The sequence below is a fragment of the Pseudomonas sp. WS 5410 genome (assembly GCF_012985645.1).
GTDB lineage: Bacteria > Pseudomonadota > Gammaproteobacteria > Pseudomonadales > Pseudomonadaceae > Aquipseudomonas > Aquipseudomonas shahriarae.
Map to the genome: position 1 here is coordinate 68,274 of NZ_JAAQWS010000006.1, position 12,623 is coordinate 80,896.

Consider the following 12,623-nt stretch of genomic DNA (forward strand, 5'->3'; position numbering starts at 1 on the left):
TGGAGCGGGCGCCTGGAGATTTTCTTATGTCATCTTCCGCACCGACCCCTGTCCTCTCGGTCAGTGGTATCGGTAAGACCTATGCCCAGCCCGTCCTGTCCGACATCACCCTGACGCTTAATCGCGGCGAGGTGCTGGCGTTGACGGGTGAGAATGGCGCGGGCAAAAGCACCCTGTCGAAGATCATCGGCGGTCTGGTCACGCCAACCACTGGCCAGATGCAGTTCAATGGTCAGGCATACACCCCAGCCAGCCGGACCCAGGCGGAAAAGCAGGGGATCCGCATGGTGATGCAGGAGCTCAACCTGCTGCCGACCCTGACCGTGGCCGAAAACCTGTTCCTCGATAACCTGCCCAGCCGCGGTGGCTGGATCAGCCGCAAGCAGTTGCGCCAGGCCGCGATCGAGGCCATGGCACACGTGGGCCTGGATGCCATTGACCCGGACACCCTGGTCGGCAGCCTGGGCATTGGCCATCAGCAGATGGTCGAGATCGCCCGCAACCTGATCGGCGATTGCCATGTGCTGATCCTCGACGAGCCGACGGCGATGCTCACCGCCCGTGAAGTCGAGATGCTGTTCGAGCAAATCACCCGCCTGCAGGCCCGGGGCGTGGCAATTATCTATATTTCCCATCGGCTGGAAGAGCTGGCACGGGTAGCCCAACGCATTGCAGTGCTGCGTGACGGCCAGTTGGTGTGTGTCGAACCGATGGCCAATTACAACAGCGAACAACTGGTCACGTTGATGGTCGGTCGTGAGCTGGGTGAGCACATCGACCTCGGCCCGCGCACCATCGGCGCGCCGGCCTTGACGGTCAAGGGCCTGACCCGAGCGGACAAGGTTCACGACGTGTCCTTTGAAGTGCGAGCCGGTGAAATCTACGGTATCTCGGGTTTGATCGGTGCCGGCCGTACGGAGTTGCTGCGCCTGATCTTTGGTGCCGACCTGGCCGACAGTGGCACGGTAGCCATCGGCTCGCCGGCCCGGGTGGTGAGCATTCGTTCGCCGGTGGATGCTGTAGGCCATGGCATTGCCTTGATTACCGAGGATCGCAAGGGCGAGGGCCTGTTGTTGAGCCAGTCCATCAGCGCCAACACGGCCTTGGGCAATATGGCCAAGGTGTCCAGCGCCGGCCTGGTCAATGGGCGCGACGAAACGGCCCTGGCCAAGCGGCAGATTGACGCCATGCGTATCCGCAGCTCCAGCCCGGCGCAATTGGTGTCCGAGTTGTCGGGTGGCAATCAGCAGAAAGTGGTGATCGGCCGCTGGCTGGAGCGTGATTGCGCAGTGATGCTGTTTGATGAACCCACCCGTGGCATCGACGTGGGTGCCAAGTTTGATATCTATGCGCTGCTGGGTGACTTGACTCGCCAGGGCAAGGCGCTGGTGGTGGTGTCCAGCGACCTGCGGGAGCTGATGCTGATCTGTGACCGCATCGGTGTGCTGTCTGCCGGGCGCTTGATCGAGACCTTCGAGCGTGCCAGCTGGACCCAGGATGAATTGCTTGCTGCCGCATTTGCCGGCTATCAGAAACGTGATGCGTTGCTCAACGAAGCCGCGCCCAGGACAAACCCATGAAAACAGCAACTCCAACCGCAAAAGCCGGCGGTAATTTCTACGGCCTGGGCACCTATCTGGGTCTGGCTGGTGCATTGCTGGCGATGATTGCGCTGTTCTCGGCGCTGAGCAGCCACTTTTGGTCCTATGGCACCTTCAGCACCATTGCCAACCAGATTCCCGACTTGATGGTGCTGGCTGTGGGCATGACGTTCATCCTAATCATCGGCGGCATTGACCTGTCGGTGGGCTCGGTATTGGCCCTGGCCGCGTCTGCGGTCAGCGTGGCGATCCTCGGCTGGGGCTGGAGCGTGATACCCGCAGCCTTGCTCGGCATGGGCTGCGCGGCACTGGCCGGCACCATCACCGGCTCGATCACCGTGGCCTGGCGGATTCCGTCGTTCATTGTGTCCCTGGGGGTGCTGGAAATGGCCCGTGGCGCGGCCTACCAGATGACCGGGTCGCGCACTGCCTATATCGGTGACTCCTTTGCCTGGCTGTCCAACCCGGTGGCCTTTGGTATCTCGCCGTCGTTCATCATTGCGTTGCTGGTGATTATCGTGGCCCACGCGGTACTGACGCGTACCGTGTTTGGTCGCTACCTGATCGGCATCGGTACCAATGAAGAGGCGGTGCGCCTGGCGGGTATCAATCCAAAACCCTACAAAATCCTGGTGTTCAGCCTGATGGGGCTGTTGGCCGGGGTGGCGGCGCTGTTCCAGATTTCGCGCCTGGAAGCGGCCGACCCGAACGCTGGCTCCGGCCTGGAGCTGCAGGTGATTGCCGCAGTGGTGATCGGCGGCACCAGCCTTATGGGCGGGCGTGGCTCGGTGATCAGTACATTCTTTGGGGTGCTGATTATTTCTGTATTGGCGGCCGGTCTGGCGCAGATCGGTGCGACCGAGCCGACCAAGCGCATCATTACCGGCGCCGTTATCGTGATTGCCGTGGTGCTCGACACCTACCGCAGTCAACGCGCCAGTCGGCGGGGCTAAGCCATGGCAACCATCAAGGATGTGGCGGCGCTTGCGGGGATTTCCTACACCACAGTGTCCCATGTGGTGAACAGGACACGCCCGGTCAGCGAGCCCGTGCGACTCAAGGTCGAAGCCGCGATCAAGCAGTTGGACTATGTGCCCAGCGCGGTCGCCCGTTCGCTGAAGGCCAAGACCACGGCGACCATCGGCCTGCTGGTGCCCAACAGCCTCAACCCGTATTTCGCGGAGCTGGCCAGGGGCATCGAGGATTACTGCGAGCGCAATGGCTACTGCGTGATCCTGTGCAACTCCGACGATAACGCCGAGAAACAGCGCAACTATTTGCGGGTGTTGCTGGAGAAGCGTGTCGACGGCTTGATCGTCACCTCCGTCGGTGGTGATGACGATGGCCTGGCCGCTGGCTTGAAAGGCGTGCGCACGCCCATGGTCATTGTCGACCGGGGCCTGGAAGGCGTGGATGTGGACCTGGTGCGCATTGACCACGAGCAGGGCGCCTACCTGGCGACCCGGCATTTAGTGGCGCTGGGGCACCGGGATATCGCCTGTATTGGCGGGCCCGCCCATACCCGTGTGGCGCAGATGCGCCTGGCCGGCTACCAGCGTGCGTTGCAGGAGGCCGGGATCGCGGTGCCCGCCAGTCGCGTGCTGGAAAGCGATTTCACCAGCACCGGTGGCTATGGGGCGGCGGTGCAGTTGCTGGCAGACAACCCGCCCAGCGCGATATTTGCCGGCAACGACATGATCGGTTTCGGCGTATTGCGGGCGGCCGCCGAGCGCAACCTGCGGGTACCCGCCGAGCTGTCGGTGATTGGTTTTGATGACATTCAAATGAGCCGCTATGTGTACCCCGCGTTGACTACTGTGGGTCAGTCGATCCTGCAATTGGGGGAAACGGCGGCGGAGTTGTTACTGCGACGGATTGCGACACCGCAATTGCCGGTTGACCAGCGCATTGTCACGCCGAGCATTGTCTTGCGTGAGTCAACGGCGCCGTTGGCTGCTGTGTTTGCCTCAAACCGCTGAACGAATTGATGAGTATTGACGTATGCCAGCAACAGTAGTGGTAGTAGGCAGTTTGAACATGGACCTGGTGACCCGGGCCAGCCGGCTGCCTCGCGGCGGTGAGACCCTGGTTGGCCAGTCGTTTGCCACTGTCCCGGGCGGCAAGGGCGCCAATCAGGCGGTCGCTGCGGCGCGCCTGGGGGCTGAGGTTGCGATGATCGGCTGCATAGGCAGCGATGCCTACGGCGCTCAATTGCGCGATGCATTGCTGGTGGAAGGGATCGACTGTCAGGCCGTCAGTGAGGTGCCGGGTTCCAGTGGTGTCGCGCTGATTGTGGTGGATGACAGCAGTCAGAATGCGATCGTGATTGTGGCCGGCAGCAACGGCCAACTGACCCCCGCGTCGCTGTTGGCGTTCGACGCCGTGTTGCAGGCGGCCGAGGTGATTGTCTGCCAGCTCGAAGTGCCTATGGACACCGTGGGGTATGCCCTCAAGCGTGGCCGTGAGTTGGGCAAGACGGTGATCCTCAACCCGGCGCCCGCCAGCGGCCCGCTGCCGGCAGACTGGTACGCCTGCATTGACTACTTGATCCCCAACGAAAGTGAAGCATCGGCCTTGAGCGGGGTGCCGGTCGATTCCCTGGACTCCGCCAAGGTTGCGGCGACCCATCTGCTCAAAGCCGGGGCGGGCAAGGTCATCGTGACCCTGGGTTCGCAGGGGGCGCTGTTCGCCGACGGCCAAGGGTTCGAGCACCTGTTGGCGCCCAAAGTGCAGGCCGTGGATACCACGGCGGCAGGCGACACCTTTGTCGGTGGCTTTGCGGCAGCGCTGGCCAGCGGCCAGAGCGAGGCCGAGGCCATCCGATTTGGCCAGGTCGCGGCGGCCCTGTCGGTCACCCGCGCCGGAGCCCAACCCTCTATTCCTACGCTGCATGACGTCGAAGGCTTTGTTCGCCCATGAAAAAGACCCCATTGCTCAATATTGCCCTGTCGCGGCTGATCGCCTCCCTTGGCCATGGCGACATCCTGGTGATCGGCGATGCCGGCCTGCCAGTGCCGCCGGGTGTGGAGTTGATCGACCTGGCGCTGACCCAGGGTATTCCTGACTTCATCAGCACCTTGCGCGTGGTGCTCAGCGAGATGCAGGTGGAAAGCCACGTACTGGCCGAGGAACTCTTGCACAAGCAGCCACCGGCGCTGGCTGACCTCAATGCCCTGGACCAGGGCGAGCTGGGTGAGCGTCGCTTGCTGAGTCATGACGCGTTCAAGCTGCTCAGCCACAAGGCGCGCGCGGTGGTGCGCACAGGCGAGTGCCAGCCCTACTGTAATATCGCGCTGGTGTCTGGCGTGACTTTCTAGCGTTTCCCACAATGACAAGGAGTGCGTCATGCAACGTAGAACCCCAACCCTGCGACACCTGTTTCGGAGTGTGCTGCTTTTGTCCGTGCTAACTGCTGCAAGCGCCCAGGCGGCGGAAAAAATCGACCTGATCATTGATACCGACCCGGGCGCTGACGACGTGGTCGCGCTGCTGTTTGCGATGGCGTCCCCGCAGGAGCTGAATATCCGGGCGTTGACCACCGTGGCCGGCAACGTGCGGCTGGACAAGACCTCGCGCAACGCACGGTTGGCCCGTGAGTGGGCAGGGCGTGAAGAGATTCCGGTGTATGCCGGCGCGCCACAGCCGCTGCTGCGCACGCCGATTTATGCCGAGAATATCCATGGCAAGGAAGGTATTTCCGGTGTCACCGTGCACGAGCCGAAAAAAGGCCTGGCCGAAGGCAATGCGGTCGACTACCTGATCAAGACCCTGAGCACCGCCAAGCCCCATAGCATCACCATTGCCATGCTAGGCCCACAAACCAACCTGGCCCTGGCGTTGACCCAGGCACCGGAAATCACCCAGGGCATCAAGGAAGTGGTGGTCATGGGCGGCGCGCACTTCAACGGCGGCAACATTACGCCGGTGGCCGAGTTCAACCTGTTTGCCGATCCGGTGGCTGCTGAAATCGTCCTCAAAAGTGGCGTCAAGCTGACTTACCTGCCGCTGGACGTGACCCACAAGATCCTCACCAGCGAAGCGCGCCTGAAGCAGATCGCCGACTTGAACAACAACGCCAGCAAGATAGTGGGCAGTATTCTCAACGAATACGTCAAAGGGGATATGGAGCACTACGGTATGACGGGTGGCCCGGTGCATGACGCCACCGTGATCGGCTATCTGCTCAAGCCCGAGCTGTTCACCGGACGCCAGGCCAACATGGTGGTCGATAGCCGCGAAGGCCCGACGTTCGGCCAGACCATCGTCGATTGGTACGATGGCCTCAAGCACGATAAAAACGTGTTCTGGGTGGAAAACGGCGACGCCCAGGGCTTTTTCGACTTGCTCACCGAGCGCCTTGCGCGCCTGAAGTAAGCTGCCTGCCGGTCGGCACTCGTCGACCGGTAACTATTCGCGCAGAGGGTCTTCGACCCCCATATGGTCGGCCGGGTATTTCTCGAATATCTGGCCGATAAAGGCCTGCGCTGCCTGGGTGCCCAGCTCCTTGACCAGCAGGTCGATGCCGATGATCGCCAACTCTTCCGGGCTGCCGGGGCTGTAGGAGCTTTGCCCTTGGGGCCACTTGGCTTTGATGTCGGCATTGATGGTAACGATGGTCATCGGGTTCTCGCGGCTCGCAAAGGCTGGACAGGCCTGCAGAGTTAACCATTTTGCGCTGCGTTTGGCACTGCTACTTAGGCATGAGGGGGACGCTGTGCGACACTGGCCCCCTGTTTAATTACCAGGACACGCCACGTGCACATCGACTTGACCAACCCCAAGAGCCTCACATTGGAGGCTGTTCGCCAAATGATTGCCAGTGCCAGCGACGATCAGCACACCCAGCTACGGGTTACCAAGGCCGGTATCGCCTATATCTCTTCCTGTGTGGTGGGAGGGATGCAGATTGATGGGTTGTTGTTTCGCCTGGAGACCTGGGCAGCTGGGTCTGGCTATGTCGGCAAGGTGGCGGCCAGTGATGAGGTGTGGGTGATGCAGATTTTCAATGCGCTGAAGCAGAACTGGCCAAAGCCGCCGTTTGACTACATCGACATCTACTGAGATTTATTCATATCTGGTGACGATTGATTCATCAGGCCGTGGCGTAGAGTCAGGCAGACTCGCCTACAGCCAATTGTGACAATTCTGAAACCAATTGGCCAAATCACGGTCGCACGATCTCTGTCCATTTTTATCAAAGGAGGCTTCATGCCTTGGAAGCTCGCATCATTCGGTACCTTGTTGGCGGCAGCCGTCCTCGCGGGTTGCAGTACTTCGGGTACCTCCGAGCCGGCCAAAGACACGGCCGCGGCTGAGCCTGTTCACACGCGCTGTGAATCGCAGGCTGCGCAGTTCGCCATCGGCCAGAAGGCCTCGCCGCAATTGCTGGAGCAGGCCCGTACCCGTGCCGGTGCGCAGAATGCCCGTATTCTCAAGCCCAACGACATGATCACCCTCGAATACCGTTCCGATCGCCTGAACCTCAACACCGATGACAATTTAGTGATCACCCGCGTCAACTGCGGCTGATAACACAACACTTTTGTGTCGCTCATAAAAAACCCCGTCACATGGACGGGGTTTTTTAGATCGGCGTAGAGATTACTCTGCGCGAACCTGTGCAGCTTGCATACCCTTTTGGCCTTTCTCAGCCACGAAGGAAACGGTTTGGCCTTCTTTCAGGCTTTTGAAACCGTCGCTTTCGATAGCTTTGAAGTGTACGAACAGGTCGTCACCGCCACCTTGAGGAGTGATGAAGCCGAAGCCTTTTTCATCGTTGAACCATTTAACGGTGCCGGTTTGGCGATTAGACATGGTGTATCTCCAAGAAACATATATTTTCAGTAGTACTGTGCTGCTCAGGCCAACTGGGCACACTGGGCTATCATAGTCGAAATGTCCGGCTTGGGAGCCCCCCCAAGGCACTGTTTGCCAATCAAACGCGTTTTCTTCAGTGCCCTGGATGGCTGTAAGCCCCGGTTTACGGGGCTTTAGCGAGAAATATCAGCTAGTAAAAAAAGCCGTAAAAGCAATGTAAATTGTGAGAAATAGCAGTTTTCAGCGGGTTTTCAGGCCATTTTTTCGGTCTGATTTCTCGCCACGCTTACTTTTTCTTCACGACCTTGCAGGACGAAATAGCTGCGACGGCTTTGTTTTTCAGCTCCGCGCTGGCGTTCTGGTTGGTCATCAGTTCCTTGATTTCCGCAGTGCTCAATTCGGCGTTGATTTTATCCGCGCCACATTCGCAATGGGCTTTGGCGGTTTTGGCATCAACGTTCTGGCTGGCTGCGGCGCTGCAGTCCTGGACAAAGCTATCCCGGGCGCCTGCAGGCCAGTTGGACGGGGCGGCGGCTTGAGCGCCAATGGAGAACAGGGCCAGGGAAGCGGCAAGGGCGAAGATCGAGGTGCTGCGCATGGTTAGATGCTCCTTGAGTCGAGATGACGGACTGCGATTTTCAGTGTGTTTGAGGCCTGGCGTACAGCCCAAGTTCACTTTTGCCTGTAAAAGCCTGGAGTTTGCCTTTGCGCGGCGGTGGGGCGGCGCTATGACCGTTCATCTGTGCTAGCATCAGCGACCTGGCTTTTTTCGTGCCGGGTTTTTTTGTTTAACTCCAGTCACTCTGGTTCGATTATCGGTTGGCCGAAAGGCTCCTGCCGCTGTAAGGCAGGCGTTCAGCAATGAGCGGCCTGGTGTTGGATCTTGTACTGGCTCATCCCAACCCACGTGACCTTTGGTAGGGGTCACCACTAGGAGAGGAGGCGCCATGCCAACTATTACTCTTCCCGACGGCAGTCAACGTTCATTCGATCATCCGGTTTCCGTAGCCGAGGTCGCCGCATCCATTGGTGCAGGCCTGGCCAAGGCCACCGTGGCCGGCAAGGTCGACGGCAAGCTGGTTGACGCCAGCGACCTGATCACCAGCGACGTCAGCCTGCAAATCATCACGCCCAAGGATCAAGAGGGGCTGGAGATCATTCGCCACTCTTGCGCGCACCTGATTGGCCATGCGGTCAAACAGCTGTACCCCACCGCGAAGATGGTGATCGGCCCGGTCATCGACGAAGGCTTCTATTACGATATCGCCTACGAGCGTCCTTTTACGCCGGACGATATGGCCGCCATCGAAGCGCGCATGCACGCGCTGATCGAGAAAGATTACGACGTCATCAAGAAAGTCACGCCACGCGCCGAAGTGATCGACGTGTTCACTGCCCGTGGTGAGGACTACAAGCTGCGTCTGGTGGAAGACATGCCGGACGAACAGGCCATGGGCCTGTATTACCACGAAGAATATGTCGACATGTGCCGTGGCCCGCACGTGCCGAATACGCGCTTCCTCAAATCGTTCAAGCTGACCAAGCTGTCCGGTGCCTACTGGCGCGGCGATGCGAAAAACGAGCAACTGCAGCGGGTTTATGGCACCGCCTGGGCTGACAAGAAGCAGCTGGCGGCCTACATCCAGCGCATCGAAGAAGCCGAGAAGCGCGATCACCGTAAAATCGGTAAGCGCCTGAACCTGTTCCACCTCCAGGAAGAAGCGCCGGGCATGGTGTTCTGGCACCCGAACGGCTGGACCCTGTACCAGGTGCTTGAGCAGTACATGCGCAAGGTGCAGCGTGAAAACGGCTATCTGGAGATCAAGACGCCGCAAGTGGTTGACCGTAGCCTATGGGAGAAATCCGGGCACTGGGCCAACTACGCCGACAACATGTTCACCACCGAGTCGGAAAGCCGCGACTACGCCATCAAGCCGATGAACTGCCCTTGCCACGTGCAAGTGTTCAATCAGGGCTTGAAGAGCTACCGCGAGCTGCCAATGCGCCTGGCCGAGTTCGGTGCGTGCCACCGTAACGAGCCATCGGGTGCACTGCACGGCATCATGCGTGTGCGCGGTTTCACTCAGGACGACGCCCACATCTTCTGCACCGAAGAGCAGATGCAGGCCGAATCCGCCGCGTTCATCAAGCTGACCATGGACGTTTATCGCGATTTCGGCTTTACCGACGTCGAAATGAAGCTGTCCACTCGTCCGGAAAAACGCGTCGGTTCCGACGAGTTGTGGGATCGCGCCGAAGCTGCACTGGCCGCTGCGCTAGATAGTGCGGGCCTTGCGTACGATCTGCAGCCGGGTGAGGGCGCCTTCTACGGTCCTAAAATCGAGTTCTCGCTGAAAGATTGCCTTGGCCGTGTCTGGCAATGTGGTACCTTGCAGCTCGATTTTAACCTGCCGATCCGTCTGGGAGCCGAATACGTCTCCGAAGACAACAGCCGTAAACACCCGGTTATGCTGCACCGGGCGATCCTCGGCTCATTCGAACGGTTCGTCGGGATCCTGATCGAGCACTACGAGGGCGCGTTCCCTGCGTGGCTGGCTCCGACTCAGGCAGTGATCATGAATATCACTGATAAACAGGCCGATTTTGCTGCTGAAGTTGAAAAAACACTCAACGAAAGCGGATTTCGTGCCAAGTCCGACTTGAGAAATGAAAAGATCGGCTTTAAAATCCGCGAGCATACTTTGCTCAAGGTTCCCTATCTTTTGGTTATCGGAGATCGGGAAGTCGAGATGCAGACTGTCGCTGTGCGTACTCGTGAAGGTGCTGACCTGGGCTCGATGCCCGTCGCCCAGTTCGCTGAGTTCCTCGCGCAAGCGGTTTCCCGGCGTGGTCGCCCAGATTCGGAGTAATTACTATTAAGCGTGAAATGAGACAAGATAAACGAGCTGCACCGAAAGCCCCGATCAACGAGAATATCTCGGCACGCGAGGTTCGGTTAATTGGGGCTGAGGGTGAGCAGCTTGGGATTGTGTCAATTGAAGACGCGCTTCTTAAGGCTGAAGAAGCCAAGCTCGATTTGGTGGAAATTTCCGCCGATGCTGTACCTCCTGTCTGCAAGCTGATGGATTACGGCAAGTCGATCTTCGAAAAGAAGAAGCAGATTGCCGCAGCCAAGAAAAACCAGAAGCAGATCCAGGTTAAAGAAATCAAGTTTCGTCCAGGGACGGAGGAAGGGGATTACCAGGTAAAACTGCGCAACCTGGTACGTTTCCTGAGTGATGGGGACAGGGCCAAGGTATCCTTGCGATTCCGCGGCCGTGAGATGGCCCACCAGGAGCTGGGTATGGAACTCCTCAAGCGGGTTGAAGCTGACCTGCTGGAGTACGGTTCCGTCGAACAGCATCCTAAGATGGAAGGACGCCAGCTGATCATGGTCATCGCCCCGAAAAAGAAGAAGTAATCAATAGGGCACGGCAGGCCTTCTGATTATGTTTATCAACTGAATGCGGAGTATCCGAACATGCCAAAGATGAAGACTAAAAGTGGTGCTGCTAAGCGGTTTCTGAAAACTGCTAACGGTATCAAGCACAAGCACGCTTTCAAGAGCCACATCCTGACCAAAATGTCGACCAAGCGTAAGCGTCAACTGCGCGGTAGCAGCTTGCTGCATCCGTCTGACGTGGCAAAAGTCGAGCGCATGCTGCGCCTTCGTTAATTTTGGATCAAGAATAGAGGAAGTAACTCATGGCTCGTGTAAAGCGTGGCGTCATTGCCCGTAAGCGTCACAAAAAAATTCTGAAACTCGCTAAAGGCTACTACGGCGCGCGTTCACGCGTATTCCGTGTTGCCAAGCAAGCGGTAATCAAGGCAGGCCAATACGCCTACCGTGACCGTCGTCAGAAAAAACGTCAGTTCCGCGCTCTGTGGATCGCTCGTATCAATGCTGGTGCTCGTGTTAACGGTCTGTCCTACAGCCGTTTCATCGCTGGCCTGAAAAAAGCGTCCATCGAAATCGACCGTAAGGTTCTGGCTGAACTGGCCGTGAACGAAAAAGCGGTGTTTGCTGCGATTGTCGAGAAAGCTAAAGCCACCTTGGCTTAAGTACCCCCGACAGTCACCCTGGGCTACTCCGTAGTCCAAGGTGGTAAACGTCATAAATAGGGGAAGAGCCTTCAAGCTCTTCCCCTATTTTGTATCTGGAGTCTGTACATGGAAAACCTGGACGCGCTGGTCGCTCAAGCTCTTGAGGCTGTGCAAAGCGCTGAAGATATCAATGCCCTGGAGCAAATCCGGGTTCAATACCTTGGCAAGAAAGGTGAGTTGACTCAGGTGATGAAGACCCTGGGCAATCTGCCGGCCGAAGAGCGCCCGCAAGTCGGTGCGCTGATCAACGTTGCCAAGGAGCGTGTCACAGAGGTTCTCAATGCGCGCAAGGCGTTGTTCGAGGAGGCCGATCTTGCGGCCAAGCTCGCCGCCGAGTCCATTGACGTGACCCTGCCTGGCCGCGGCCAGACCTCTGGCGGTCTGCATCCGGTGACCCGGACTCTGGAACGTATCGAGCAGTTCTTTACCCACATCGGCTACGGCATTGCCGAAGGCCCTGAGGTCGAAGACGACTATCACAACTTCGAGGCGCTCAACATCCCAGGCCATCACCCGGCCCGGTCGATGCACGACACCTTCTATTTCAATGCGAACATGCTGTTGCGCACCCATACCTCGCCGGTACAGGTCCGCACCATGGAATCGCAGCAGCCGCCGATCCGCATCGTCTGCCCAGGCCGTGTGTACCGTAGCGACTCCGATATCACCCACTCGCCGATGTTCCACCAGGTCGAAGGCCTGCTGGTTGATCGCGACATCAATTTCGCCGACCTCAAAGGCACCATCGAAGAATTCCTGCGGGTGTTCTTCGAAAAAGAGCTGGCGGTACGTTTCCGCCCGTCCTACTTCCCGTTCACCGAGCCATCCGCCGAAGTCGATATGGAATGCGTGATGTGCAGCGGTAAAGGATGCCGTGTCTGCAAACAGACCGGCTGGCTGGAAGTCATGGGGTGCGGGATGGTTCACCCCAACGTGCTGCGCATGTCCGGGATCGACCCGGAAGAGTTCTCGGGCTTTGCCTTCGGCATGGGCGTCGAGCGTCTGGCCATGCTGCGTTACGGCGTGAACGACTTGCGCCTGTTCTTCGACAACGACTTGCGGTTCCTCGCGCAATTTCGCTAGTCGTAACGAACCTTTAGG

General features: G+C 58.7%; 16 protein-coding genes. 13 read left to right on the top strand and 3 right to left on the bottom strand.

Annotated elements, in window-relative coordinates; genetic code table 11:
- Positions 1 to 26 precede the first annotated feature (26 nt).
- The 6 genes from HBO24_RS11055 to HBO24_RS11080 are packed head-to-tail and all read left to right on the top strand — an operon-like array spanning position 27 to position 5,975.
- Positions 27 to 1,580, top strand: coding sequence for a sugar ABC transporter ATP-binding protein (locus tag HBO24_RS11055; RefSeq protein WP_169960203.1), 1,554 nt, complete (start codon positions 27 to 29; stop codon positions 1,578 to 1,580).
- Positions 1,577 to 2,554, top strand: a complete 978-nt coding sequence (locus HBO24_RS11060; protein WP_057960168.1) for an ABC transporter permease — start codon at positions 1,577 to 1,579, stop codon at positions 2,552 to 2,554. The genes HBO24_RS11055 and HBO24_RS11060 overlap by 4 nt, the downstream gene beginning before the upstream one ends.
- 3 nt (positions 2,555 to 2,557) lie before the next feature.
- Positions 2,558 to 3,580, top strand: coding sequence for a LacI family DNA-binding transcriptional regulator (locus HBO24_RS11065; protein WP_057960167.1), 1,023 nt, complete (start codon positions 2,558 to 2,560; stop codon positions 3,578 to 3,580).
- Between the two features lie 22 nt (positions 3,581 to 3,602).
- Positions 3,603 to 4,520 carry a ribokinase gene (rbsK, locus tag HBO24_RS11070; protein ID WP_169960202.1) on the top strand — a complete coding sequence of 306 codons (918 nt, stop codon included), beginning with the start codon at positions 3,603 to 3,605 and terminating at the stop codon, positions 4,518 to 4,520.
- On the top strand, positions 4,517 to 4,918 hold the full coding sequence (gene rbsD / locus HBO24_RS11075) for a D-ribose pyranase (RefSeq protein ID WP_057438630.1): 402 nt from the start codon (positions 4,517 to 4,519) through the stop codon (positions 4,916 to 4,918). The genes rbsK and rbsD overlap by 4 nt, the downstream gene beginning before the upstream one ends.
- A gap of 28 nt (positions 4,919 to 4,946) precedes the next feature.
- Entirely contained in the window at positions 4,947 to 5,975 is a 1,029-nt protein-coding gene (locus tag HBO24_RS11080; protein ID WP_057438631.1) for a nucleoside hydrolase, read from the top strand.
- A gap of 33 nt (positions 5,976 to 6,008) precedes the next feature.
- On the opposite strand, the gene HBO24_RS11085 is transcribed toward HBO24_RS11080, so the two are convergent.
- A complete protein-coding gene (locus tag HBO24_RS11085; RefSeq protein ID WP_029294233.1) occupies positions 6,009 to 6,221 on the bottom strand; it encodes a hypothetical protein in 213 nt (70 codons plus the stop codon).
- Between the two features lie 135 nt (positions 6,222 to 6,356).
- On the opposite strand from HBO24_RS11085, the gene HBO24_RS11090 reads away from it, so the two are divergent.
- A complete protein-coding gene (locus HBO24_RS11090; RefSeq protein ID WP_057438632.1) occupies positions 6,357 to 6,662 on the top strand; it encodes a hypothetical protein in 306 nt (101 codons plus the stop codon).
- Between the two features lie 147 nt (positions 6,663 to 6,809).
- Positions 6,810 to 7,130 carry an I78 family peptidase inhibitor gene (locus tag HBO24_RS11095; protein ID WP_057438633.1) on the top strand — a complete coding sequence of 107 codons (321 nt, stop codon included), beginning with the start codon at positions 6,810 to 6,812 and terminating at the stop codon, positions 7,128 to 7,130.
- Positions 7,131 to 7,202: 72 nt separating this feature from the next.
- Here HBO24_RS11095 and HBO24_RS11100 read toward each other — a convergent pair whose 3' ends face one another.
- Both HBO24_RS11100 and HBO24_RS11105 read right to left on the bottom strand, forming a co-directional pair.
- Positions 7,203 to 7,415, bottom strand: a complete 213-nt coding sequence (locus tag HBO24_RS11100) for a cold-shock protein (protein WP_007905882.1) — start codon at positions 7,413 to 7,415, stop codon at positions 7,203 to 7,205.
- 289 nt (positions 7,416 to 7,704) lie between these two features.
- Positions 7,705 to 8,016 (bottom strand): hypothetical protein, encoded by a 312-nt coding sequence (locus HBO24_RS11105; RefSeq protein WP_029294244.1) that lies wholly within the window; start codon positions 8,014 to 8,016, stop codon positions 7,705 to 7,707.
- A gap of 349 nt (positions 8,017 to 8,365) precedes the next feature.
- Here HBO24_RS11105 and thrS point away from each other — a divergent pair, with 349 nt between their 5' ends.
- The 5 genes from thrS (at position 8,366) to pheS (ending at position 12,605) form a co-directional block, all read left to right on the top strand.
- Entirely contained in the window at positions 8,366 to 10,288 is a 1,923-nt protein-coding gene (gene thrS, locus HBO24_RS11110; protein ID WP_057960165.1) for a threonine--tRNA ligase, read from the top strand.
- Positions 10,288 to 10,839, top strand: a complete 552-nt coding sequence (gene infC, locus HBO24_RS11115) for a translation initiation factor IF-3 (RefSeq protein WP_169960276.1) — start codon at positions 10,288 to 10,290, stop codon at positions 10,837 to 10,839. Before thrS ends, infC begins: the two co-directional genes overlap by 1 nt.
- 60 nt (positions 10,840 to 10,899) lie before the next feature.
- Positions 10,900 to 11,094 carry a 50S ribosomal protein L35 gene (rpmI, locus tag HBO24_RS11120; protein WP_002553160.1) on the top strand — a complete coding sequence of 65 codons (195 nt, stop codon included), beginning with the start codon at positions 10,900 to 10,902 and terminating at the stop codon, positions 11,092 to 11,094.
- A 29-nt stretch (positions 11,095 to 11,123) separates the two neighbouring features.
- Positions 11,124 to 11,480 carry a 50S ribosomal protein L20 gene (gene rplT, locus HBO24_RS11125; protein ID WP_003174975.1) on the top strand — a complete coding sequence of 119 codons (357 nt, stop codon included), beginning with the start codon at positions 11,124 to 11,126 and terminating at the stop codon, positions 11,478 to 11,480.
- Between the two features lie 108 nt (positions 11,481 to 11,588).
- Positions 11,589 to 12,605: a phenylalanine--tRNA ligase subunit alpha gene (gene pheS / locus HBO24_RS11130; RefSeq protein WP_057438636.1), complete on the top strand. Its 1,017-nt coding sequence runs from the start codon at positions 11,589 to 11,591 to the stop codon at positions 12,603 to 12,605.
- The last annotated feature ends 18 nt before the right edge of the window (positions 12,606 to 12,623 follow it).